Raw genomic sequence first — 25,481 nt, forward strand, 5'->3', positions numbered from 1 at the left:
ACGAAGAAGGACAGCTAAACAAGCTGTTCTTTTTTGTGTCTTCTGTTTAATTTGACTTTATTGCGCCAAAGTTTGAACTTTTTCCAAAAAAAGACCGTAAAAAGAGCACCCCTTAAGGAATGCTCCATCATACATCGATTATTAATTTTTTGCTTCCACAAACTTATTTACTTCATTGGAAAACTCGTAAATAAGCGCTGGCTCCCCTTCAGATAAAATTAGTTTATTCCCCACCAACTGGACTTCAGCTTTTCCTTTTTCAGTAAGAAGAGGTGTAAGCGGTTCTCCTTCACTCTCTGTTCCATCCATAGCAAAAACCCAAATATAGGATTCTGCAGAATTATCGCTTGCAGCAAGGACGACCTCAGGTTGTCCGTCCCCAGTAAAATCATGTTCAATACTGGAAAGGGAGAATCCCTCCTTCAAGATCAAGTTCTCATCAAACGGGCTTTCTTCAGATTCTGTTAGGATGTCTAAAGACCAGGGGTGGTCCGTAGTATCCGTTAATAAGATGCGTTGCTTCCCGTTTTGAACTTGTCCATAAATGTTTTTAGCTGTTTTTCCCTCCAAATCTATGGTGAAAGTATGACCTTCAGTTCCAACGCTGGAAGGTTTGAAGGAATCTAAAGTCGAAATAATTTCAACAGGTGACTGATTCTGATCTTCTTTTATGTTATCCTCAGCCTTTTTAGCTGTTTTTATGACAGGCTCAGGTGCTTTGTCCTTACTGACAAGCATGTTTACCCCGTACCAGGCTCCGCCACCAACACCGACAAACAGTACTAATATCACCAAGAACTTTAATCCATACTGTTTTAAAAATTTGACTAGAGGGGCGGCCGTTTCTGTTTCCACTTCCTTCAGTAAATTTTTAAGGCTGTAGCTTTTAATTAATTTCAGTTCTTTTCTGAGGTCTTTATTTTTCCAAATCGATTCGGGATGGGTAATTAGATATTTTTTCAAGGATGCTCTAAAAAATGGGTACTGGTCAATAAGTCTTGTGTTTCCTCGAATAAACAATAGAATTGTTTTGTTGTCACTGTTTTTAATCAGGTATTCTAGTAATCCCTGATAGTCTATACCGTTATCCTCCGTTTCAAAGGCCATGAATAAAAGCGGAAAATACTCAGGATTAGACTGGCTGCGAAGGATCTGTTTAAGCGTGCTTCTAAGTTTCCCCCGACTTGTTCCGATTAATGCTCCTAAATTATAAGTATCCGCGTGAGTGGGATTGCTGACGACCTCGTAAAGGGCATTGGTAATCAGGTAATTTTCCTTTACCTTTGTATCCTTGAAATCTCTAACATTTAGTCCCTTTGTAAAAATCTGACCATAGGACTGGATTTCTTTTACCGTTAACTCCTCCAGACGAATAGAACGCAGCAAGACGATCATTCCATTTGCGAGCAAATTCATTTTAAAGCGGATAAACTCATGATTTTCCCGATCGATAGAAAAGTTCTTAATGGCCAAGAGATCCTTAAAAGAATTAGAGGAAATCGCAGCAGACAGCTTTTTTATAGCAACAGTTGTAAAAGTTTCATTCGCCAAAAGGTAAGGTGATTCCAACATTTGTTTTAACTTGTAAAGAATCTCCTCCACTTGAACGACCTGCTTAAACTGTGCTATCAGGTAACTTTCAAGGAGTTCATTATAATCTGGATGGTCATTAATATACCGGATAATGGATTGATAGATCAGCGGGTCCTGTTCAATTTCCTTCCATAACTTATCGAAAAGTGGATCCTGCTGATAATACTTCAAAGTCTCAATAATGAAGGATAGGGCATTATCAGATCTTAGGATAGTATTGATCGAAACAACCGCTTGAATGTAGACAAGGGCTTTATTCGGATCCGCTGCCAATTTTTCTTGATAAAGCAGATTCAAAAAGAGTTCAACTAAATCCGGCTTCTCTGCACTGTTTACCTGTAAAAACTTTTGTAAACTATGTAAAATGCCCAGATTATTATTCTCATAAAGGGCCGACTCTTTACCTGATAATGTTAAAAACAGGTCAGTTAGCTGGTAGTAGCTTGATAGTTCCAGCTTTTGCTCTTCGGGTAAGCCGGTTAACGCATGGTCAGCAAACTCAAGGAATGAATCGATTCGTTCTGATTTTGAAAAACTGTCGAGCATATAATCCAAATACTCATGCTTTTGACCTCCAATATCTACACCGGAAATCCTATCAGCGGCAAAGTCGAAAATAAACTGTTTTTCGATGCTGCGGTCGGCTGTATTTAATGTCCCTTGCTCAAAAAAGGTGACATGGAGATAATTTTTGCTTTCCGGTGCACTTGTAAAAGTAATGGCGCCAAGTTTTCTGCGGTGAGCATATGGTAAATAGATCGTAATTAATTCTAAGAGTAAAAGTGCGTAGTTTGTATAGTCTTGTAATGGTACATCGAGTGAAACAAAGACCTTTTTCTTGCCTGCAATAGACGTCATCACAGCAAATAAAAGCTGTTTGAATTGATCCTCGCTAATCGCTAAGCGAACCAACAATTCATCTTTTATAGCGAGAATATTGGTCGCATTATATTCGACTGCCTCGACTTCAGGCAATACCATCCCTGATTCCACATCATAGGAGGTTTGGAATTCGTTCCATTGAAATAATCTCTCCGGCTGTTTGATCCACTCATCCTTCAGTTCCGAGGGAATAACATAGTTATGCATAAAATACGTGCTGCGGCTCCCTGTAAAATCAGCCGGAACAAAGACGGCCTGACCGATGACCAAGTCACCGGTTTCAGGCTGAAAAATCGTCACGGCCTCGGGGTAGAGAGAGGGATCCTTTTCGCCGCGTTCCGTTAAGGTCTGTGGTGCATGATACATACAAAACGGATGAAGGTATTTTTTTACAAAGGCTTTTTCAAGGCTTTCGGAAATAGCAATGGTATCATAACCGTCCGTACCATGAAAAACGCCTCCCCGTTCGCGTGTATACATGTGCTGTGCGATCAACTTCCCAGTCACTACTCATTTCTCCCTTCTATAAACCCTAGCTTATAAAGCAGCCAAATAAATGGTTCGTCGACACGAACTGGACTAATTATCCCACTCACCTGTTGATCGACGGGATTGCTCCCAAGGGCAGACACGGCGAAATAGGAGGTATCCCGGAAGTAAACATCGAGGGCATTCACAAACGGAGTATCCACTTTTGCTAGGAATCTTCTAATCTCCCCGTTAATATTTTCGTACTCATCTAAATTTAAATAGCCTCGGTGAATCACATTTCGGAAGACATTGCTATTCGTCCGGATATAGTCACCGTCATCATGTTTTAAGGAATTTAAGAGGTCGCTCTTTGTCAAAACGACTGCTGTTGGAATATCTGTTTTACTGTTTTCGAGATGCGCGATGAAATCTCCAAATAAGGAAATGACCACCTCGCGCGGCTCATCACCTTGACCAACAATCTTTCCAGGATTTTCACCCATTTGATGGATCAGCTTTTCGCGGATTGCACGGATTTGCATGGGATCCACCAAGAATAATATCCCTGATGAATTTTTGATATGTGCCGCATGGAGCTTGATGTAGTCCTTGTCAGTCATTCCTTCACCAGCGACATCGAAAAATACTAGCGTCAATGGTGCTTGGTCATCATCCTTGAAAACGAATTGAAAAATAAACGGCTCCTGACGGTTCGATTTCTCCGTTGATTGTAAGAGACTTCCATTTTCAAAGAGTGGAATCTCATAGTTTACCCGAAAACGTTTACTAATCTCGTTATCAAGCGGAATACATGCCGCATCGAAATTGTTAGCAGTCACATGCTGGAGGGTATGAATCAATGATGTCATATAGACAGATTTCCCAACCGAGGTTGCGCCTACAATGGAAACGATGTTACTCGGATGTTTGCCCGCGGTGACAGGGAGATCATTGTGACAGGCCGGACAAAGGCGATTTCTTGTCACGACCGAATATTTGTCAGACACGCCCATGAGAACTCGGTCGGAATAAATTTTGTTTTCATCAGGAATCATCGAGGGCTCGATGATCGCCTCAAGTTCATCAATGGGAGCAAGACCAAATTTTTCACGGTACTTGTTTAACAATTCATCTTCTTGAAGGGCTAATGCTTCATCATCCTCCCGGTGATGAGAAGCACGAAAGACAACTTCTTCATGATGATATTTTGAAAAGCAATAAGGACAAACAATATCGTAAAATGGCAGCCGTTCCTTGGCCGGTTGTTTTTTTTCAAACATTCGTTTAAGCAGTGCGAACATGCGGATAGTCTCCCTTATTGTGGAATTAACTCATAACTTTGCGCTGACTTCTTTCCATTGCTGAAAAAGATGCGAATGAATTCATTTTTATCAATTTCAATTTCTGGCGGTACCGTTTTCCCAGACGGGAACTCGCGCACAAATGGATAGACGGTTCCATCGTCAACCGAGACCGGAACTCCCCCACTTTTTTTAACATACACTAACAGCTCTTTTTCAAGCGGCAGTTCGGTCATAATGGACATCCGAACTTTTTTACGTGCCTGAAAGAGCCTATTTTTATAGGAAATGGAAAAATAAATTCTTGCTTTCGAACCTGAAATAAAAATGAGGTTATCATCATTTTCCTGGTTGAATACGACCAATTTTCCATCCCGTTTTTGGCAGGGGAGAATGCGATAAGCCATACGGCCAATTGCATCGATTCTGCTTTGATAACCTTGATTTGCCTTATATTCCTCCCGTGTGTATAGCTTTAAGTCCTTCTCATTGATCTCGTTAAGCATCTTCATATTTTCGGAGCTAGCTTTATAAATGTAGACAAAGTCAATTTCTTTTGACCAAAACCAAGTTAAATGAACCTCTGAATCTCTTATTATCTTTTTTATATCTTTGATTTCATGATCAGGAGAAGAAATGGTTTCCCAATTCACCAACAATCACCCTATTTCTAGTAGAATACTTTCGCAAGGCAGTTTGGAGCTGCTTTGCTTATCATCAAAATCCCTTTTTAAAGGTTTCCCTTTTCGAAGCTGTGCTCCTTGCCGAATAATCTGTCACCCCACCACCGCGATTCGTGCGGCCGGAAAATTTTTCTCGGATGGGAATTAACATAGTACCCAGCCCTGTTAATGCGGTTAAGAGGATATCAGCCGTTACCCGGTATGAAAACCCTCCTAGCATGTTTGCATGTAACCCCAGTTCAAGCACCAATCCCGCAAGGGTTCCGGCAATCAGCCCAGTTAAGCAAAAGCTTTTTGCCAAATAGCGATTATCAAAAATAATTCCCAAAGCGAGCCCAAATAATGCCCCGATGATCGAAATTAAGACCGCGGAGAACAGAAAGATAGGTGCTGTCTTGAAACAATCCATGTCTTTCAGTCACAAGAAGCCGGTCTTGGTTTTCGAGGTAAATCTTTTCAAAGATGTTCGTTAATTCATTCGCATGTTTTACATCATAGAAGGAACCGCCTGTGCTTGAGGCAATCGATTGGAGCAGCTGAGCTCCGCTTTTGTCAATCCTGCTCATCCCAATCGTATTAATGACAATGTCTTTGTTCTGATAAGGTTTGACCACTGCGTCTAGATCCAGCTCGCTGTATCCATCGGAAAAAAGAATGACCATTGGTTTGCGGCCTGCTAGGGAGTGGTCGTCGATCTCTTGAATCGCGGTGTCCAAAGCGTTGCCGATATCGGTGCTGCCAGAGGCCGCTAACAAATTGATTTCCTTGATGGCATCTGCTCGTTCCTTTTTGTCACTAATTTTAAACATCGATTTGGTAACAATGGCTTGTTCGTTAAACGATAGGACAGAGGCACGATGGTTAGGCTTCATATTGGAAATCAGTTTTCCAGCCGCCTTCAAGCTTTCATGATCTGGGTCGGTTTTATTCATGCTGTCCGAGATATCCAGGACCATGACTATATCATCAGGCGGTTTTACGTTTGAAAAACTAAGAGAATACAAAAATTGAAAGAGAACTCCGCCAACAAACAGCATAACGAAGGAAGCTGGGACAAGGACCTTCCATGAAAACCCTGAGTATTCTAAACGCCAGCTGCGTCCGTTAATCATCGGAGTAATCAGTTCAGCGGCTAAGCAGAAGAGTCCGCTGAAGAAGGCCAATTGAGCAAAATAGACCCCCATTAACAGGATATTGGGCCAAACGCCGTAATAGGACTCTAGTAGCCATTCACCAATTACAGCGCCAATCAATCCCGCAATGATACTAAATACAAAAAAGAGGAAGCTGAATTTTCGGACAGGCATGTTCAAAGCTCCTTATGATATAGAGTTGCTGATAACAGGTTCTGAATGAAACTGGAAACCCTCGTTGCAATAGGCGTTGTAGTATTTTTCGCCATTTCGATAGTACATTAAGTCCTTTAAGTGGAATCCTCCCATGAGGGTAAGCTTTTCAATTCCGCTTGCTTTCTTTTCATGGGCACAGCCGACTTTGCATTGCCTTGTTTCATGTTCTTTTTCTAAGGCGAACTCCATGAACTTGCTGTAAAAATCTCCAAAGAAGTATTTTTCCTCATAGCGGTGTTCCTGGGTGTAGTTAAACACTTCAATCTGTATCGGTGATTGATCATCAAGGCGGTTATATAATTGTTTAAATAATTCGCTTTTTGAAAGAACATCTCTGTTTTCATAGTTCGTCATGACATTGGCACGTTCTAACAGCTCATCTTCAAAGCTGCGGTGGAATTCCTCTTGGGTGAGCACCTCACGACTACAAATAAGCAAGACTCTTTCCAGCAGAGCCTTGGTCCCGTCCTCAAGTAAATCAATCAGGTTTCCAAAAAAGCGATGGTCAGAAAAGAAATGAGTGCCGCGTTTCTCTGTTAATTTTGCGGTAATGCGTGTCATGATTTCCGCGTAATATTCAGGGATATTCTTGTCTAAATAATCATCCGCCTCATAAAGGCTTTCCGCTGCTGCCTGTTTCAGATAAGAACCAACTTCGTCGAGATACTTCATTTTGACTCGCAATTTCAAGTTGTTTTCTTCAAGTACCTCTAAGTACTGCTGCAAAATGGCCCGCTTTACATCCAGCTTGATCAGTTCATACTTGGTGCCGTACACCGCTTCAAATAAGTAGTGTAGAAAATTGTGCATGTTTTTCCGATCGGAAAAAGGGAGGTAACTCTTTTTAAAATCACAGCTATCGACCAGTTGCTGGTAGTAATGCTCGAGACGTGAGTGTTTTTCTACTTGCTCATTTTCCATATCTCGGAGCATTTTATGAATTTCATTGATGATGTTAATCTCCGAACCATTCGAATCGGCGGTCCAACTATAGGCACAATATAAACCGTATTGTTCATGTTGAATTACATTTTTTTCAAGGCAGTGCTGGATCTGTGCTTTCAGGTTCAACTGCTGAAGGCGTTCACTGGCAGGATCTTTAAAGTTGGCAGCGAAGAATTGTTCCGATCCACCCTCAAACAAATAATCCTCCGCCTCCCTGACCGACATTCGTTTCACGGTTTGATACGAATTTGTGGTACCGATTAATCCATTCATATCCTCGAGTTTATCAATGGAAGGAAGACATTCATGATAGTATTTTTGAAAAGAAGTCTCTGACAGTCCGAATAGGCTGAGGACTTTTTCGCGCGGCTGGGAAATCGGTGTCTTTAATGCTTCAACCAGCTGACTGTAAAAATGACTTGCCGCATATAGGGCAATTGCCTTATTGGGACGGTTTACTTTGGAAAAACCGGCTGAGGCGTACACTGGTTCCTTCGAATTTCCTCGTATGCCTTTGCGAAAGGCCGCATGATTATAGCTGTCCATCTTTTCGTGGTAATCCGTGATCATCTTGCGATTTTTTAAGAGATTAAGATTGCTGATTATTTCATAGTTTTGCTGCTCGGCTTCACTCGAAATCAAGCCTTCTTCATTTTTATCACTTAGTAAATACACCATGTCAAAGAGTGGGGAAGCAGGGTGACTTACCGGAAGCCGCAGATGATCTTCTGTCAGCTGGAGATTTTGCAGAAAGGTGTATTCATCACTTTGATAGCGATCTAATTCTTTAAAAAAACTAATTCCAAGCGAAGTAGACAGAGCAAAATTGTTTCCGTCCTGTTTTTCCTTAATTAATCCATACAGGTCAACCTCAACCAATCGGAAAGATTCTTGAAGAATACTTTTTAACAGTAAGGTGAATTCTTGAATGAGAGTATTCGCAGGATCATCAATTGCCGTGACTAGGCATAGGTTTACTTTTTGAAGGGAAGAATACACCTTCCCGTACTCCGCTATTTTCGATGAAAGCAAACGATAGGCTTTATTCAGTTCAATCAGTTTGTCTTCATCATGACAAAAAGCTTCATATATATCTTTTCGTTTGGTTTTACGATCGAGTCCCTGGTCTGGAAGTTGAATGGAAAGAAGGTTTGGATGAGTGACCGTCTCTGTTTGATAGGCATGAAAATAGAGCACGCCGGAACTGTTATGCCATTTTTCTTCATTAATTGTCTTAATTGATTTTAGTGCTTCCAAAACGAGGTCACCCATAAATAGAAAGACAATTGGATGGTTCACACTTCGCTGTTCATTTACTTCAAGCGTCATTTTTTCTAGTTGGTTGGAAAAAGTGTTTGCATACGTTTGTAAAAGGTCCCTCAAGTTGTTTTCCCCCTCATCAGAAAAACTTTCCACTACTTGAAAAATGCAAAGATAATTTTGTGGCCACAAGCAATCCTGCATGTGGCCACATCTTTTCTGCATTCTATCAAACTGTGATTATGATTTTAATTGACGTAGCATATCATGAACTTTAATCATCATTTCTTTATAGAAGCTGTACAATTCTTCGCCGTTCACAAAATCCTTGTAGTCATAATCCAGGGCTTCTTTTTCCCTTTGATAAGTGGCAGCCATTTCCTCTAAGGCAGAAATCAGCTCGGTTGCCTGTTCCTGGCTTATCAAGTCATTGCTCCTGTGTTCCGATTTTTTCTCGAGTTGGGCCATTTGTTTAGGATTCAACGATTTAAAAGCTTGATAGATTTCAAAATCTATAAATTTTGTCGTCTTCATCAGGTTCACGAACGGTTCCCAAGCATCTTCCTCAATCTCTTTATCGTAAACGTAAAGAGCGCCTCTTTTCCGAATTGTTTTTGTATAAACAGCCTGGATAAATTGATTTAGAGAAACCTCTTTGTCTTTTTGAGATTCGATCCACTGCTCAATTTCAGCCATTTTTTCTTGAATCAGGCGATATTTTCTTACTTCTACTTTCACCTTCTCTATGAGCTTCGGTGAGCGAATGAAGTTCTCTTTAGCTAATTCCAAATTGGTACTTCCGAAAATATCACTGACACCGTCAGTTTCCATTCCGCCTGAGAACAATTCTTTAAGCTTCCTGAGCACTTGTTTCAGATTTCCGAGACTCGCCTTATCAATCTGCTTCGGATTCACTTCATACTGTGCATATAAATCCGGAAGGTTGATCTCTTTTGTAAAATGGCACTGGAACCGGGCACTTGTATTTTGATCCCCATTTTTTTCTGTAATACAGCCTAATGCAGAAGCCTCATCAAATAGGGTGCGGACACTGGCATTGTATTTCTTGACACGCTCATTTTGATACGTATCTCCCCATGACTTTTCCGGTATCGGTGATGGGAGGTAGGCCCAGTTTTCTTTATCTGTTTGCACAAGATGACGGCCGACGCCTTCTTTTTCTAAGATGGTTTTTTCATAAGAAGTTTCGTAAATGGCTAGTGGAGAATAGGCGAATAACGGAATCCCATTTTTCGTATTCAACCAGAAAATTCTGTTCTTTAACTCACTTTCCTTAATTGTGAATCGTGAATGGCTCAAGGAATGCTTCTCGAAATTTTTTATCCCATTGAAAATATTCGGTGCCTTAACCGGTACAGAAACAAAGCCCCATTGCGGGAAGTGAAGCTGTCCGTTACTATTGGCAAGATGGAACACGGGCAGCGCGTCCCGGTCAAGTCTTGCCGCAATTTTATCTTCGATGATTCTATCAATCGATTGATCTTCGCCGTATTTCATTCGTAAGAAGTCTTCCATCGATTTGGTGATTAATTCACCGAACTGGTCAGTTAAGAATTCAGACACCGTGCCGACGACATCCACATCAGATTCCTTAACCCAAAAGGTCGATTTTTCGAGCAGCATTTCTGACCACTGCTGGACCAATAATTCTCCGTCTTTGGAATCGAACATCCGCTGGATTTCACGGGCGACATCCGGTACACTGACCAAATGCCAATAATAGGTTACGTCATTATCGTGTTTGACTTCCTCGCCATCAACCAGAATATCCGCATTCTTTTCAAAGATTCCCTTTAATGTTTCTAAGATTTCTTTATACACTTCATAGATTTTGTTGTTCTGACTGTTAAGAAGTTGGTATAAGTCCTCATAGAATTCAATCATTTCTTCAATCCGGACCTTTTCAGCGCGGGCATCATATTCATTCAGCTTGGCCTCAATATAGGCATTCTTTTTGCGTTCTTTTGAGATAAAGGCACTTCTGGCATCCTCAAGTTTATTCAAGGCATATTCCTGCTCAGTTTGAATTGCTCTAGGAAGGCGCTCTAAACGGTCGCGAAGGCCTTCTATATAAGCCTGCAAGGTTTTTAACAAGCAGAACCCATCATTTGAATAGATCAAACGTGACGCAAAGATTGGCCCTTTTTTCGGGTGAAGGAACAGACGCTCAATTTGGCGGCGGAATTCTTCCATAATCTCGCCAGGGAGCTGTTTCTTGCATTTACGATACTGTTCTTGTGCCTTTAGTAAAAATTCACGATCTAATTCGTCATCAATATGAATGACAGAAGTTTTGATGACGTTGTTGTAAGAGAAGCGGTCACTATTTTCAAAACCGGATAACGGCTCTGGGACACGTTCATTGAAGCGGTGATGGACAGAATCCGGATCAATCCTTAGTTTTTCTAAAAATTGCTCAACCTCTGTTTGATCGGGACCTGCATCAAACATGCTGTTCATTTTTTCAAACAGCTTATAACCAATATACGTGGTCATTTCTTCGAGCGGGATTTCTGCCATTGAAGCACCGATGATGTTGTATTGATAATTGGCGGCATATGGCTTTGGCATTTGTGCAATATTAGTCCGGATATTGCTAATATAATCATGAATCGCAAACTCTTCGCCCGATTGCTTTTCCTCATTGGCCATGAAGTTGGTAATGTTTTCAGCAGTGACATTCATGCAGTAATCATAGGCGTTCTCGAGCCATTTTCCTTCCAGGTTCGTTCCAGAAATTAAATGACAGAGATTAAACGGCGGCATGGGAGAGTTAACCTCCAATAGGCTGCCGTACCTCTGTTTAAAGCGTTCGTTCCGTTCATCGGCATTCATCCAATAATCTAGCTCTTTTAAGGCGGCGTAGCCATTTTTCTCAATGTATTCAACGGTGTGCGAGCTTAGGCCTCGTTTAGATAAATTTACATCTGGTGTGAAAAGATAACCGAGAATATTGACTTTATCCACACCGGTTGGACCAAATTTACGCTCCATAATCCCGCGGGTGATATAGGAAATATCAAGATAGCAGCCGCTGCCGGTTCCGCCCGAAAGTCCGGTTAGAATGAAGACATATAATCGTTTATTGGTTCCTTCCAGGACGGCTTCAATTTTTCGTTCAATTGTTTGGACCACCTGATTGATTTTGGTGAAAAGAAGCAATCGGCCCGCCTGGCGGACACCAGAGGCGCCGCTGATCCCATCAGTGATGAGGAGTTCAGGAGAGAGCCATTCCTTTATGTAGGGCTCAATCGTGCTCCGATTCTGGAGCAGGCCGCCAATTTCCGGATTGGAAAGGAGGACGAATTCCTTGTTTGGGTCAAGACCGATGCCCTTGTATTTTTTATTACGGTCGTATTCATTTGTTTCAAAGGCTAAAAATTCAATATTATTGGGCTTATCCTTTTTCTTTTTGGATAAAGGGTCCTGCGGCAGTTTGAAACGGCGATTGACTTGATATTTCAATCGTAATAGGGCGTCAATCCCTGTGCCGCCAAGACCGATGACTAGCATCGGGTTATCTATAGTATCAACACGGATTTTCTCTGAAATAATCCCTCCGCCTAAGGAAACATCTAACTGCTGTATATGCTCTCTCACACTTGCTCTCATGCAAAAATTCCTCCCTAGATGGAAAATACAAACTCTCTCACATATATGACGAAAAATAACAGGATATGGATTCAAATTTAGGGTGTCAGGCACCACAATTGGTGCCTGACACTCTAAAACCGTTTTAACCTATATACTCCATATATACTGATTTATTAACCTTTTTTAGAACGATGCGGAGACGATCATTTTTCTTTATTTCGAAACCCCTTTTAGCATCAATTGCCCGTCCGCCTTTTTCAATGCTACTGTCGGAGTTATTAATGAGCAGAAGTTTATCACCAGCAGCTGGTTTGAAAATGATTTGCTCGGTTTCGGCGAACTCAGGTGCTAGGGACAGAAGCTGATGCATGCGAAACCTTCCTTTAAAGCCCTTTAACTTTTTGTATTGCGGGTTGGTTCGTTCACCCGTATCTTCGTCCTTAATCTCCACAACAATTTGTCCGCTAAAGCCGCGATTGGCTTGCTTCATTTTTGCTAAAAGAATAGAAACAAGGGCTGCAAGCAGGAGGGCACCAACAACGGCAGACACCACATACAGCCACGGAAAAGGTTTTTCGTCTTCTGTATTTGCAGGTTTAACTGCCCCAGAAGAATTGGCTGTCTTTTGAACGGTTATCTTTTGTGGAGCGGTCTCCCGGAAAAAGCTATTGTCTTCTGCTCTGACAACCAGTTCATAACTAGAGGCATTCCCAACCTTAAATTCTCCTTTAAATCCCTGATTATCTGAGTTTAAAGCAACTTCCTTAATTTTTCCTTTATCAAGGTCTTTTATAAAAAGTGTGGCTTTCATTGATTGATAGATATCTTTATCCGAAATGGCGGTGCCATTATCTTCAAAAAAGGCACCAATCTTGACGGTTTCCCCCGCTTTGTAGCTTTGTTTGTCAAGAGACTTCAGCTTGAGCTGTAAATCATAGTTAAAGACAAGATTAATATCAATTTTATCTTTATCTACCCCTTTAACCCTCAGCGTCCAATCCCCTTGTTCAGGCTTCAGCAGCTTAACCATCGAGTAGGTCTTTGACTTTGAAAAGAGGACTTGGCCTGAAGGGATGGCAAGCTCCTGACCAGAAGGATTAACGAGCTTTACCTCTACAGCTTTACTAGAAATTAACGAAATATTGGCTTCTAACACATTTTCATTCGGAACATGAATCTTAATATCCTGGAATTGACCGTTCCCGACAATTTGATCCAAGGAAACAATCTTTAACTTTAGGTGGTTGGCAAAGATTTCACTAAGAATACCAGGCAGCTGATCAGCTGAACTTGCTTCGAAGAATTTACCGTTTGTACGATTCGCCACATCGGTAAGAACGTCTTTGTTCAGCTTGCCATTGGCGTTCAAACCAATCGTATAGATCGGATATCCTTTTGCCTTTGCAGCAGTGATGGCATTTTCTAAATCGCTATTTGCTTCTTTAAGAGTTCTAGACTTTTTGGGATTCAATTCATTATTTCCATCGGCAAGTAGAACAATCAGCGGGTAGTAATTCTGTTCATGGCTGGTATTCAGCACTTTTACTGCCTCTTTCACACCGGTAGATAAATCTGTATACGTATATTTCTCAAGTGAATCGATGAAATCCTTAAGATCCTTTTTATCCTGATTGGATTGAATTTTAACCAATGCTTTTTCGCGCATTACCGCATCTGCATACGCGATGGCGCCAATTTTATCTCCATTAATAGAGGCTATATCAATAAACATCTTCATCGCTTCATTGCTAATATTCTTCGGATCGCTGCTTTTCATTGAATTACTAACATCCACGACCAGCATCCCTTCGATTCGGGAAGTGGAATTTAATGGACTGGCAGCACGTACACTATAATAGCTCATGCTGCAGAAAAGACACGCGATTACTATAAAACTACTTATCCATTTTTTAAACATCTGTGTACAACCTCCAACAGCAGTTTCCTTTTTCGAGCAATACTTACAATTTTTCGCATTATACTCTCATTTTACCACCGTTCCCATAATATTCCCAAACATATCCTATCTTTAAATATTAAAATATTAACCTTATAATAACCTTAATGTATTATTTGGAAATTATCGTTTCACATAAAACTGACAAAGAAGGGAAGAAAGAATGTATAGCATTGTATTTACGAGTATACTAGTTTTGATCCTTGGCTGGAAAATCTATAAATTAGTTAAAAACAAACGGAACAGTGGGAATTTCGATGATATCGACGATGAGTTGGTGATCATGTTGAATGAAGGTGAATCCAATGGCTAAACAAGCCATCCAGCTATCCAAGAAAAAAAGGACGAAATATCGCTTCCAAAAGCTGAAAATGTGTAAAAAATGCAATCGGTATTCTGTTTTACAGGATGAACATTGCCCAAAGTGCGGGTCGACCTTTGTCGAAATTGAGGGCCTCGTCAACTCGATTGTTAAAAACCGTTTATTTACCGAGGCCATTCGGATATTGATCTTGGTGTGTATCGGAATTGTAGCTGCGCCAACGGTAAAAACGCTCTATCTCTCGTTAATCACAGGGGTGATCTTTGTGATTAGTTATATCATTCTTACGTTTGTCTTTATAAAAAGTGAGCATTTTATCCAACTGAAAAAGTTGCTCCGCGTTGACTTGCGTAAAATTCAAGCCGGCATCCAGTTTGACAGTGACCTTGCCAAAGAGGATGTCAAAGCGGAAAAGCTGGCCCAGGCCTATGAAAAACTGCGTGAGATTGGAGATTTTATTTATAGCAATCAGGTGAAAATACGCCGTGTCATGGTCTTAAATGAGATCCTTCTAAGAAAAGATATGGAGCTTGAACTTGAACCTCTTATTCCTTCATCCTATGATAAGGATTTTGTGAAATATGCCCTGGAGGTTTTAAAAATCAATCGGACCTTGATTACCAAAAAGTGTATTTCCTTTTTTATTATTTATCGGGATGAGATTGTCAGGGATTTCGGGATGGATTCGCTTATTGCGGTCGCTGGTACAGCGTTACGAATGAAACTGTACATCTTGGAATTTTCTGCGTTTATTGAGGAATTCCTTGAATATTTTCCAAAGGACCGGTTTCTGCGGCTGTGCAATATCCTTTATTCAAACCCTGATGCAAATTGGGGCAGTCTTGAGGAAAAAGCGATGCGTTTAGTTGAAATGAAGTATCATTATGACCCTGATTTTAAGCGGTTTGTTTCGTAGAAAGGATTGCAAAATCATGTTTAAACTTACCGTCTATAAAAAAGTAAATTGGTCCCGGAATGTTTCCTTACTTATCCTAATTGTATTGCTTGTCGCTGTAAGCGGAAAAATGATTATGGCGCATGAAAAAATTCAGACCTATAAGGAAGCCGTAAAACTATATGAGTCGGGGAAATTTGTGGCTGCAGAAGAAAAATTCCGTGCTGCCAAACTGAATGTGTTTGTTACAGACCATAATAAAGATATCCATTTAATTCTGTCCATTCTGACCCCGATTCGTGAAGTCATGGAAGAAATCGATGAACAAGCAGCCGATTATAATGATGAAAACGATCTCGACAAGCTTGTTTCGATGTATGACCGCTGGCAGGAAAGTCAGAAAAAATGGGTGTCAGGCACCAGCGTTCAAAAGGATATGTACGGGGAAATGTTGGCCTTAACGCATTTGGATAAGGATATGAAGGGGTATTTTACTGCGATTAAGAAGACGAATCTTGATAAATTAGTGAAGGATACTGTGACTGGAATTTCTGATGAGGAAAGAATCTACAACCTCCTCAACAAGATTCCAGCTGAATATTTCGGTCGAGGATCGTCAGCAAAATCAAAATCAATTGAAACAGCGTTCGAAAAGTATTACTCCACAAAGATTAATAAAATAATTGAAAATGGTCCGGTTTCAGCGATTGTTGATGAAGGGATCCGACAATTTACTGCACTTACGGAATTATCTCTGGATTCTAGCTGGCTTGAGAAAACTCTTGATTCGAACTTATTAGAGATTGTCAGGGGTGCCATCAATAAAAAGGATTACGCTGCATATGCCGAATCCGCTACTACAATTAAAAATCTAGAAGGAAGTATGAATGGTGCCGAGGTATTCGCTTATATTGAAACCTCAACAGCGGATGTCCTCGAACGAGCGGAGCAGCTGATGGCTGCCCATAAGTATGAGGATGCAATCAAAATCTATGAAGCTCTAAAGCCATTAGAAGATACGACGAAATCAATAACCAGTGCCAATCTTTTATGGGATAAATATGAACCGGTTCGTGTCCTGCAGCGTTTGTATCCAGGAAAAGAGTTTCCGGATTCTGTGACAGCAAGAAACAAATGGGGGGCAGACAGTATTGTTGCTGCTATCTCCAGCGACGGTGGCATTTATTTTGGCACGCTAACGGGAGAAGAAGCAATGACAGTAATAGAGGGGAACTTGGATGGAGCGACGGGTATTACCAAGCTTTCCTTCCAAAGCAGTTTAAGTACTGGAGGCAATCCTGTCATTTATATTGATGCGAAATCCTCCGAGCGGAACTATCATTATTTGGCCTATGAAATACGCGCTGGTTCAATGGTGAAGATCCTCGATGTGGAAGCCGATCAGTTAACGGTTGACTCAAATCATGTTTTAGTCGTCGATAACCCGGTTGGGGAAGGCGAGGGAGAGATTGCTTATTTCGAACCCGATGATAATGGTCAATATCAGTTTACTGACATTAAAGTAGATTATACTGATATTGAAGTTGCAGATATAGGAAACTATTATGGCAAGAAGGTTCGCTTCACCGCTTTCGCTGATCAATTGCAAAATGGCGGAGCCTTGGTAACCTTATCGGAAACCTATAATGATAGTACTGGACTATGGGAGAAAACGTATGTGTTATTAAAGGGAGATACCGATTTCATCATCTATCAGAATTATACAGTGATTGGTATTTTCAACAGCTACGAAGATATTACCGACGAAAATGGAGAAACCGTGAGCGTACCAGTTTTCCAGGTGGAAAAAGTTGAATAATAGAAAGAAGACCAAACGAGGCATAGGCTGAGGTTTGGTCCTTTTTTTTATAAAAAAATCCAGTCCCTAAAAGAGACTAGTCTTGGTTTATTCCGATTTTTTGATAGTAATAAACTTATTAAAGATCCCCACCGACGTAACATTTCCTAAACCTACTTCAGAAAAGTCGGTTTTGTAAATTGAGAAAATAAAATAATCCTTTTGCGTGGTTCCTGCATCGAAAATAGATTTCCCTGCTAGAGATAACACACCTTTTTCGATTATGTTCGAAGATTTATCCATCGTTTTGTGGTTGATCCATTCAATATATGCTGTACGCCCGGGATTTGTTGTTGATAATACATAAAGAACGGCGATTAAAACTATGATAGGAACAAGACGTTTCATATTGCAAGACTCCTAACTTTTAAATGATTGAAATGAAAAAAACAAACACTTTGGAAATATGATTGCTTGTACTATCATTCATATGTAATCATAACCTGAAAAATCACAAAAATTTACTTATCATTTGGAAAAAGAATAAGGATGATTATTAACTATTAATATGTTAGATTATTACTAATATATTCTTGGGAAAAACGAGGGGATAATGTCGTGACGAGAAAATGGAAGTGGACGATTGCATGTTTCTTTTTCCTGCTTTTTCTTAATGTATTCGGGATCATTGCAGTAAAGATATTAGGCAGGTAAGGGGAAACATGATTTCTCCACCAAATTTACCAGGCAGGGAAGGATAACGATGACAACGAATTTAACAAAATCGATTTCAAAACCGCTGCTTTTTGGGATGCTCATAGTAAGTATTGGCGCGGAAGTTCTTCTCTACCTATCTCGATATAGTTCTATGGCGAGCACATTATATGATGCCGTCATGGTGTCCTCGTTTTTTATCGGATGGAAGCTCTACCTGAGACTTCGGAGTCAGCATGATCATTCAAAAAGTCCGCGCCAGCTTTTGCTGCAATTTACTGGTGCTTTTCTCCTGTTCTTCATCGGAAGCACAGTGATTAATGTGTATTCTAGTCTTACTTTTGTGGATTTTAACAAGGATTATGATCAATATGTTCAAGACTATACCGAGTCACAATCCGTTGAAGTAGACGGCGGTGGTGACGCTTCTCTGCCCGAGGAACCAAGCTGGTCCTTTTTTGAAAAAATAGATACGATTGGCTATGATTTATATAATGATACACTGGCTGGTTTAGAAGAGGTTTGGCGGCTGTCGTATATGATTCTATTGCTCGTGCTTTTAAAAAAGGTCTTTCCGCGCAGTTGGGAGAGTGGTTCACGTGACATCTTCTTGATGGCTGCGCTGTTTATTACCTCGATTCTGTTTGGAATCGACCATACACTCGATACGGAACAGCCTTGGGCGATTCGATTAGGGGCTATTGTAACTTTTGCGAATATGGGTTTTTTATTCGGTATCATCCTATTATGGACCAGGAACCTCTGGCTGACGGTTATTGTCCACGCATTATATGATATTACGGCCACACTATCTTGGTATTATATCGACTATGCGGTGGAATATTTCACGTTGGGGATCCTAATCGTTCACGTCTGCCTGTTTATTTTAGAAAAAATAAACCAACAACGTTCCATCCAACAGCTGGAAACAGTTCAGGAAGGCTATGTGGAAGAGTTGACGCAAAAAATTGAATGATATAAATAGAGGCTGCCGTGCCGGCAGCCTCTTTTTTTTGAAACTTATGATGTTGAAAACTAGTAATTTCCTGCTACAAAAATTGACAATGAATCTATCTATCCATATGTCTAACCTAATAGAAAACAGTTAGAGCAAGATAATTGGAGGTATTTCCCGAGAAATGGCGTTATTTGTTTAGCGGTGTCAGGCACCATGGAAAAAATAAATAGTTTTGCCTATTTCAATAGTGTGAAAATAATGTAAAATATTGCCGAAATATATCTGGAGTTAATCTTATCTATTAAAACATCAATTATGGTATTGTAGTAATAAATGGAAATCACAGGGGGTACTACTAGTGTTAAAACGTTTTCTTATTGGATTTATTATCTTATGCTTAGGATTTTCGCTTTTTCCTACAACCACAAAGGTTGAAGCTAGCACAATATCAAAGAAACAACTGCTCATTATTAACAAAAAGGTAAATAAACTAGCATTTTATGAGAATGGTAAGTTGGTAAAAACTTACAATGTTGCAACAGGAAGAACGTCAAAACTTACCCCGGAAGGGACTTTTTACATAAGAGAAAAAATTGTTAACAGACCTTGGTACAAAGGACATATTCCTGGCGGTGATCCTCGCAATCCACTGGGAAAACGCTGGCTGGGTTTAAGTAAACAAGAAAATGGCGGCTATCCATACGGAATTCATGGGAACAATAATGAAAGTTCGATTGGTAAATATGTCTCTGGCGGATGCATTCGGATGCATAACAAAGAGATTATCCAATTATTTAGCAAGGTAAAAACGGGAACAAAAGTGGTTATTACTAATTCGAAAAAAAGCTTTAATCAATTAGCAGCACCATATTACAAAAACATCGACATCAAGGCTCCAACGTTTCCTTCAGTAACAACTGTATCAGACAAATCAACAGCAGTGTCTGGTAAAACAGAAAAAGGAGCAACCGTTACTGTTAAAATTGGTTCTAAAAAATACGCGAAAAAAGCTAGCTCGACTGGAAAATTTAAGGTAACCATCCCGAAACAAAAGGCTGGAAAAAAGATATATTTATCAGCCAAGGATAAAGCAGGAAACATCAGTAAAACGAAAACTGTTGTTGTAAAAGACAAAACAGCTCCAGTTGTTAGCGGAGTCAGCAATAACGCTAAATACAACAGGGATGTTACGATTTCGTTTAAAGAAGGTAAAGCTACATTAAATAAAAAAATAATTAAAACAAAAACAGTTGTTAAAGCACAGGGAAAACACACAGTAGTGTTAACTGATGCAGCCGGAAACAAGACGACAGTCGTGTTTACGATTGATAAAACAGCACCAGTTGTTAGCGGAGTCAGCAATAATGCTCTTTATAACAAGGATGTTACTATCTCCTTTAATGAAGGTACAGCAACATTAGATGGAAAAGCAGTAAAAACCAAAACAGTTGTTAAAGCACAGGGAAAACACACATTGGTGGTAAAAGATGCAGTTGGTAATAAGCAAACTGTCGTGTTTACGATTGATAAAACAGCACCAGTGGTCAGCGGGGTAAGCAATGGAAAATATACCAATCCTGTTACGATCTCCTTTAAAGAAGGAAAAGCTACATTAGATGGAAAAGCATTTTTACCTAATGTAGTATCCGTAGAGGGTGAACACACATTAGTAGTAACTGATGCTGCAGGCAACAAGACAACTATAGTGTTTACGATTGACCTGCCAGATCCAATATTGCCTTAAGTTTTAATCGTATATAATAACAATAAAAGTCCCAAGTGAATCAACTCACTTGGGACTTCATTTTATTTATTTTAATATTTGTACTTTAACTGTTTTTCTTCCCCATTGAATGGCTTTCGTATGAGAAGGAACGAAGATATCGATCTTTTTCCCTTTAATAGCACCACCGGTGTCACCGGCAATGGCATAGCCATAACCTTCAACATAAACCTTTGTGCCAAGCTTAATGACTTTTGGGTCAACAGAGATTACTTTAAGTTTTGGATTTTTCTTTAGGTTTAAACCTAAAGCAGTAATACCAGAACATCTTTTACAATTTGCTGTATAGGCAGTAGCGCTAACTGTTAATGTCTTTACAACTTTTTGCTTCTTTGTATTACTAGTAGTTGTTATGGCCTTCTTAACCGCCGGTTTACTAGAAGTTACGTTAGTAATTTTTAACGTTTGATTTGGATGAATCGTATTTGATTTAAGGTTATTCCATTTTTTTAATGTATTTACGGAGATTTTATATGTTTTTGCAATACGATAGAGTGAATCGCCACTTTTAACTTTATATGTATTGGATGCTGCAAATGCGCCAGTACTACTTCCAAATAACACCATACCCGCCAAACTAAACATAACTAGGAATTTCTTCATTTACTTAAAACCCCTTTCATCTGTTATATAAAAGTTACCACAATAATATTACATAAATATTTCAATAGCTTACTAGTTTCGTGACAAAACCTTTATAATAAGGTGTCAGGCACCACTCGTGGACAAAATGACCTATTTTGTCCGTGTGGAATGTACAGTTACAAAGAATGGAATTATTTTACAAAACCAAAAATATAGTTTTTCTATTTTTTTGTTAATTGACAACAAATATTATTTCTTCCAATCCCTCCCTAATTTATCGGCAAAATGATAGAATGATAACTAAATAGAATGACATTTTATATGAAACAAACGTAATGGGGGATAACTAGTGAAATATATTTGGTCGCTGAGTTTAATGGTACTCAGCTTACTATTTATGTCTTTGGACGCCAAGGCTGATGGAATGAACGCCCATCCCAAAAAAATCGATCCAGATGTCTTATTTAAGGAAAAGGCGGAATATGTTGCCGAGGAACTGATTGTCAAATTTGCACCAAATACCTCATCAACGGAACGTGAGGATCTCCTTAAACAAGTAAATGTAATAGAAGAAACTCAATTAGAGGATCACGACTTTTCTGTGGTTAAAGTCACGCAGGGCGTAAATTTAGCGGATATTGCAAAAAGGTTATTAATGAATAAACAAGTGCTTCTAGTCGAACCAAATTACAAGTATAAAAAAACGTATCTACCAAAAGAACCAAGCTATAGCCGGCAATGGTACCTTCCCAAGCTGCAACTGCCAAAAGCATGGGACAAAACAAAGGGATCATCGAAAATTACCGTTGCGGTAATTGATGGTGGGGTTCAGAAGGATCACCCTGACCTAAGAGGAAAAATCGTCAGCCCCTATAATGCAGTGACTGGTTCTTCCAGTTATTATTCTGATGAACATGCTACACATGTGGCTGGAATTATTGCGGCAAGCTTTAATAAGTCTGGAATGGCTGGGATTGCTCCAAATGTTAAGATCATGCCTATTAACGTTTTCCAAGGAAATGAGGCAAGTGCTGAAACAGTCATACAGGCCATTTATTATGCAGTGGCCCACCACGCCGATATCATTAATATGAGCCTCGGTGATGATAGTTATAGTTATCTTTTAGAATCTGCAACTAAATATGCTAAATCAAAAGGTGTTGTAATCGTGGCTGCCGCCGGCAACTCTAGTACCTATTTGCCAATGTACCCTGCTGCATCCGAGGGTGTAATTGGTGTAAGTGCAACCGATCGAAATGATAGAATTGCCAGCTTTTCAAACTATGGAAAATACATTGACCTAGCCGCTCCAGGTGTGGATATCTATTCATCCGTAGCCGGAAGCACGTATGCTACTTATGACGGGACATCGATGGCTGCACCGATGGTTTCAGGAATTGCTGCACTCGTCCGGTCAAAAAACCCATTTTTAAGTCCCAGCCAGGTAGAAACGATTCTTAAAAAATCAACCGTCGACCGCGGCAGCAAGGGATGGGATGAAGATTACGGGTATGGAAGAATTGATGCATATAAGGCGGTTTCCAATACAGCCGCGCCAATTTCAACGATTACTGCTCCGAAAACATATACGATGACAGGGAAAAATAAAGCAGCTTTTTCTTTTAAAACAACGAGTAAGACCAAGGTTTCATTATCAGTAAAAGATTCACATGGAAAAACAATCAGGAAAATACTATCTAATAAAACCTCCTCAGGTACGAAAATTTCCGCTACTTGGGATGGAAAAACAGCAAGCAAAAAGTTTGTTTCGACGGGTACCTATAAAATAGAAGTGAAAATCACAAAGGGATCGGACAGCTTTTATAAAAGCACATCAATTAAGGTTGTCAATCATACCAAGCCTGCCATTTTGGTGTCAGGCACCTATACCTACTCGCCTCATGTAAGCGGGAAGATTACGATCCCATATGAATTAACACAAAAAGTGAAAGTAACTGCTGTTGTGACGGATAAGGCGGGGAAAACTGTAAAGAAAATTCTTTCGAGGAAGTCCATCTCAGCTGGTAAGCATTCGTTAGTATGGAATGGGAAAACAACAAAAGGTCATCGTGTAAAGGATGGAACATACCAGATTGTCCTGTCATTTACGGATAGCCATAATAAACAAGGGAAACAAAAAAAGGTTCAACTGAAAGTGGATAGCGTCCGGCCGACAGGCGAAATTATCCTATCATCCACTCTACTTAAAATGGATAATAAAACCACGAACACATTACGAGTGAAACTGAAGGAAACCTCAAATATGGTTGTCCATGTCGTCAATGAAAAAGGGACAATCATTAAGAAATTAATTAATAAACAAGCTAACGCTGGTACTATCATCGCCAGTTGGAATGGGAAAAATGACAAGAATCAATTGGTCCCAGAAGGAACCTACCGATATTTCATTCAGCTAAAGGATAGGGCTGGGAATATTACCAAGATGAACAGCACTTCTATTAGCCTTCAGGATTGGCGTGTCCCTGCTATCTCCTCGGGAAAAGATTATTATTTAAAAACAAAAGGGACAATGACCATCGGATACACTTTAAATAAACCTGGAAAAGTTACGATTGGAATCTATCAAAGCGGGAAAGTCGTATCCACCATTAAAACAGATGCTGCAGAGTTAGCAGGATCGCACTCTTTTACATGGGATGGGACGGATCAGGCCAAAAAGCAGCTTAACGATGGTGATTATCAATTTAAAATTAAAGTGGTAGATAAGTATAATCTAACCCAAATCTATTCGGGAAATGTTCATGTGGAGATCAATAAAATTGAAATTAGTTATCCTGCAGTGGTCATGTTTTATCCAGGTGAAGGCAGTGAGGTCCATTACAAACTTTCCCGGGCGGCAAATGTGACGATTGAAATCTTTAATGAATCAAATCTCAAGGTGAAAACCATTAAACAAAATGTACCTGTAAAAGAAGGAAGCCAATATTTTAGTTGGGATGCTACTAATGATCGAGGCGGGGATGAACATGCTGAAACTTATTCCTATGTCATCACAGCTAAGAATGCCTACGGGCAAAAGTCCGTTAAGGGGAAAATGACGTCTACAGGCGACCCCGCGTGGTTGGTTTCACATAGTTTTGGCTTCCATGTCGCATCAGATCAGATTTATAACGATCAATTACTGTTGAAAATTAACACAAGGCAACAGGTTACAGCGACCATTCATGTCTATAAATATGAAGGAAGTTCGCAAATTGCTGAAAAGCAATATACGGTAAAGTCGGGTTCTAATACGATTGTTTATACTAAGCCTTCAAAATATTCCTGGTACTACTATTTAATCGAATATCGTGATTCATTAGGAAATGAATATTGGTATCAATTTAATGAATGAAATGACTAAATACAAAAAACCTCTGCCGAATCTCTAAGCGGCAGAGGTTTTTAATGTTAGGTGGTTTCCAACTGTGTCTTCAATTCTGTCTGAATCCGTTGTTTTTCGTCATCTGGAACAATGAAGTAATAGATTCCGTTAATTTTTGTCCCATTCCCTTTAATGGTCATTTGATCGATATTACTTCCGACAGTTTTGTAGTTCTTTTGAATAGAGACCATTTGATCAAAGGTAAGATTTGTTTTGACATTTTTACCGAGTGCTGAAAAAATATCACTATAATTTGCTAGGGAAGATAAACTTGCACCCTCTTTTATGACACCTTGGATAATTTGACGCTGGCGTATTTGCCTGCCAAAATCACCGCGAGGATCTTCTTTCCTCATCCGAGTATAAGCAAGAGCCTTTTTGCCATTCAAAGTAACTTCACCTTTTGGGAAATGATAGCCTCCATAAGAAAAGTCCAAATCATTATTAACAGTTATTCCGCCAACGGCATCAACAACATCCTTAAAACCTTCCATGTTGACTTTGACAAAGTAATCAATCGGAATATCTAAAAAGTTTTCAACGGTGTTCATGGCCATTTCTTCGCTTCCAAAAGCGTAGGCATGATTGATTTTATCCTCAGTCCCTTTACCGACAATTTCCGTTCGTGTATCCCGAGGAATACTGAGCATTTTTACCGAATTGAGTTTCGGATTAACGGATAAAACGATCATTGTATCTGAACGGCCTTTATCCCCTTTACGCTGATCAACACCTAAGAGTAAAACGGAAAATGGCTGTTTATTTTGCAAAGATACTTCCTCAGTCCGCTTTTCTGATACACGATCAACAGGGTGATGCATTGTTTCAACGGCAGTTTGTAATGAATTATATACTGAATAGGCGTAAACCCCAATTCCAATCAAGAGTACAAATAAAACAATTCCAGTTACTCGGAGCCACTTTCTCTTTTTCTTTTTATTCTTGTCAGCTCTCATCTAGTTTTCCTCCAAAACGATATTTTGAA

At 39.8% G+C, this 25,481-nt stretch carries 17 protein-coding genes; 6 read left to right on the forward strand and 11 right to left on the reverse strand.

Annotation, left to right across the window (positions count from 1 at the left end):
* Window positions 1-141: 141 nt before the first annotated feature.
* From ACJ004_RS29245 to ACJ004_RS29280, 8 genes are all read right to left on the reverse strand, one after another.
* Window positions 142-2,982, reverse strand: a complete 2,841-nt coding sequence (locus tag ACJ004_RS29245; RefSeq protein WP_410896597.1) for a GAP1-N2 domain-containing protein — start codon at window positions 2,980-2,982, stop codon at window positions 142-144.
* Window positions 2,982-4,247 (reverse strand): TRAFAC clade GTPase domain-containing protein, encoded by a 1,266-nt coding sequence (locus tag ACJ004_RS29250; RefSeq protein WP_410896598.1) that lies wholly within the window; start codon window positions 4,245-4,247, stop codon window positions 2,982-2,984. Before ACJ004_RS29250 ends, ACJ004_RS29245 begins: the two co-directional genes overlap by 1 nt.
* Window positions 4,248-4,261: 14 nt before the next feature.
* Window positions 4,262-4,900 carry a beta-mannanase gene (locus tag ACJ004_RS29255; protein WP_410896599.1) on the reverse strand — a complete coding sequence of 213 codons (639 nt, stop codon included), beginning with the start codon at window positions 4,898-4,900 and terminating at the stop codon, window positions 4,262-4,264.
* Between the two features lie 64 nt (window positions 4,901-4,964).
* Window positions 4,965-5,231, reverse strand: a complete 267-nt coding sequence (locus tag ACJ004_RS29260; protein ID WP_410896600.1) for a hypothetical protein — start codon at window positions 5,229-5,231, stop codon at window positions 4,965-4,967.
* A 10-nt stretch (window positions 5,232-5,241) separates the two neighbouring features.
* A complete protein-coding gene (locus ACJ004_RS29265; RefSeq protein WP_410896601.1) occupies window positions 5,242-6,237 on the reverse strand; it encodes a vWA domain-containing protein in 996 nt (331 codons plus the stop codon).
* A gap of 12 nt (window positions 6,238-6,249) precedes the next feature.
* Window positions 6,250-8,607, reverse strand: a complete 2,358-nt coding sequence (locus ACJ004_RS29270) for a hypothetical protein (protein ID WP_410896602.1) — start codon at window positions 8,605-8,607, stop codon at window positions 6,250-6,252.
* A 117-nt stretch (window positions 8,608-8,724) separates the two neighbouring features.
* The gene (locus ACJ004_RS29275) at window positions 8,725-12,117 is read right to left on the reverse strand and encodes a tubulin-like doman-containing protein (RefSeq protein WP_410896603.1); all 3,393 of its coding nucleotides are present in this window, start codon (window positions 12,115-12,117) and stop codon (window positions 8,725-8,727) included.
* 124 nt (window positions 12,118-12,241) lie between these two features.
* Complete coding sequence (locus tag ACJ004_RS29280) at window positions 12,242-13,963, reverse strand: vWA domain-containing protein (RefSeq protein WP_410896604.1); 1,722 nt, start codon at window positions 13,961-13,963, stop codon at window positions 12,242-12,244.
* 256 nt (window positions 13,964-14,219) lie between these two features.
* Between ACJ004_RS29280 and ACJ004_RS29285 the strand changes: the two genes are divergently transcribed.
* Genes ACJ004_RS29285 through ACJ004_RS29295 form a run of 3 tightly spaced genes read left to right on the forward strand, consistent with a single transcriptional unit; the run spans window position 14,220 to window position 17,092 of the window.
* The gene (locus tag ACJ004_RS29285; RefSeq protein WP_410896605.1) at window positions 14,220-14,369 is read left to right on the forward strand and encodes a hypothetical protein; all 150 of its coding nucleotides are present in this window, start codon (window positions 14,220-14,222) and stop codon (window positions 14,367-14,369) included.
* Entirely contained in the window at window positions 14,347-15,294 is a 948-nt protein-coding gene (locus ACJ004_RS29290) for a hypothetical protein (protein WP_410896606.1), read from the forward strand. Before ACJ004_RS29285 ends, ACJ004_RS29290 begins: the two co-directional genes overlap by 23 nt.
* Window positions 15,295-15,310: 16 nt before the next feature.
* Window positions 15,311-17,092, forward strand: coding sequence for a hypothetical protein (locus tag ACJ004_RS29295; RefSeq protein ID WP_410896607.1), 1,782 nt, complete (start codon window positions 15,311-15,313; stop codon window positions 17,090-17,092).
* Between the two features lie 87 nt (window positions 17,093-17,179).
* Here the strand turns inward: ACJ004_RS29295 and ACJ004_RS29300 are convergent, their stop codons facing one another.
* Complete coding sequence (locus ACJ004_RS29300) at window positions 17,180-17,479, reverse strand: DUF4359 domain-containing protein (protein ID WP_410896608.1); 300 nt, start codon at window positions 17,477-17,479, stop codon at window positions 17,180-17,182.
* Between the two features lie 355 nt (window positions 17,480-17,834).
* On the opposite strand from ACJ004_RS29300, the gene ACJ004_RS29305 reads away from it, so the two are divergent.
* Together ACJ004_RS29305 and ACJ004_RS29310 are read left to right on the forward strand one after the other, a co-directional pair.
* Entirely contained in the window at window positions 17,835-18,761 is a 927-nt protein-coding gene (locus tag ACJ004_RS29305) for a CPBP family intramembrane glutamic endopeptidase (RefSeq protein ID WP_410896609.1), read from the forward strand.
* A 340-nt stretch (window positions 18,762-19,101) separates the two neighbouring features.
* A complete protein-coding gene (locus ACJ004_RS29310; protein ID WP_410896610.1) occupies window positions 19,102-20,487 on the forward strand; it encodes a L,D-transpeptidase family protein in 1,386 nt (461 codons plus the stop codon).
* Window positions 20,488-20,553: 66 nt separating this feature from the next.
* On the opposite strand, the gene ACJ004_RS29315 is transcribed toward ACJ004_RS29310, so the two are convergent.
* Window positions 20,554-21,129: a 3D domain-containing protein gene (locus tag ACJ004_RS29315; RefSeq protein ID WP_410896611.1), complete on the reverse strand. Its 576-nt coding sequence runs from the start codon at window positions 21,127-21,129 to the stop codon at window positions 20,554-20,556.
* A gap of 331 nt (window positions 21,130-21,460) precedes the next feature.
* Between ACJ004_RS29315 and ACJ004_RS29320 the strand changes: the two genes are divergently transcribed.
* Window positions 21,461-24,466 (forward strand): S8 family serine peptidase, encoded by a 3,006-nt coding sequence (locus ACJ004_RS29320; RefSeq protein ID WP_410896612.1) that lies wholly within the window; start codon window positions 21,461-21,463, stop codon window positions 24,464-24,466.
* 56 nt (window positions 24,467-24,522) lie between these two features.
* Here the strand turns inward: ACJ004_RS29320 and tagU are convergent, their stop codons facing one another.
* Window positions 24,523-25,452 (reverse strand): polyisoprenyl-teichoic acid--peptidoglycan teichoic acid transferase TagU, encoded by a 930-nt coding sequence (gene tagU / locus ACJ004_RS29325; RefSeq protein WP_410896613.1) that lies wholly within the window; start codon window positions 25,450-25,452, stop codon window positions 24,523-24,525.
* Window positions 25,453-25,481 lie beyond the last annotated feature (29 nt).

The organism is Neobacillus sp. 204, assembly GCF_046562815.1.
Taxonomy (GTDB): domain Bacteria; phylum Bacillota; class Bacilli; order Bacillales; family Cytobacillaceae; genus Neobacillus.

Excerpts from the sequence above, each read along its gene's own strand:
- ACJ004_RS29295 (WP_410896607.1), top strand. The coding sequence starts at position 15,311 with ATGTTTAAACTTACCGTCTATAAAAAAGTAAATTGGTCCCGGAATGTT.
- ACJ004_RS29305 (WP_410896609.1), top strand. The coding sequence starts at position 17,835 with ATGACAACGAATTTAACAAAATCGATTTCAAAACCGCTGCTTTTTGGG.
- ACJ004_RS29315 (WP_410896611.1), bottom strand. The coding sequence starts at position 21,129 with ATGAAGAAATTCCTAGTTATGTTTAGTTTGGCGGGTATGGTGTTATTT.
- ACJ004_RS29300 (WP_410896608.1), bottom strand. The coding sequence starts at position 17,479 with ATGAAACGTCTTGTTCCTATCATAGTTTTAATCGCCGTTCTTTATGTA.
- ACJ004_RS29285 (WP_410896605.1), top strand. The coding sequence starts at position 14,220 with ATGTATAGCATTGTATTTACGAGTATACTAGTTTTGATCCTTGGCTGG.
- ACJ004_RS29290 (WP_410896606.1), top strand. The coding sequence starts at position 14,347 with ATGAAGGTGAATCCAATGGCTAAACAAGCCATCCAGCTATCCAAGAAA.
- ACJ004_RS29280 (WP_410896604.1), bottom strand. The coding sequence starts at position 13,963 with ATGAGCTATTATAGTGTACGTGCTGCCAGTCCATTAAATTCCACTTCC.
- tagU (WP_410896613.1), bottom strand. The coding sequence starts at position 25,452 with ATGAGAGCTGACAAGAATAAAAAGAAAAAGAGAAAGTGGCTCCGAGTA.
- ACJ004_RS29265 (WP_410896601.1), bottom strand. The coding sequence starts at position 6,237 with ATGCCTGTCCGAAAATTCAGCTTCCTCTTTTTTGTATTTAGTATCATT.
- ACJ004_RS29250 (WP_410896598.1), bottom strand. The coding sequence starts at position 4,247 with ATGTTCGCACTGCTTAAACGAATGTTTGAAAAAAAACAACCGGCCAAG.
- ACJ004_RS29275 (WP_410896603.1), bottom strand. The coding sequence starts at position 12,117 with ATGAGAGCAAGTGTGAGAGAGCATATACAGCAGTTAGATGTTTCCTTA.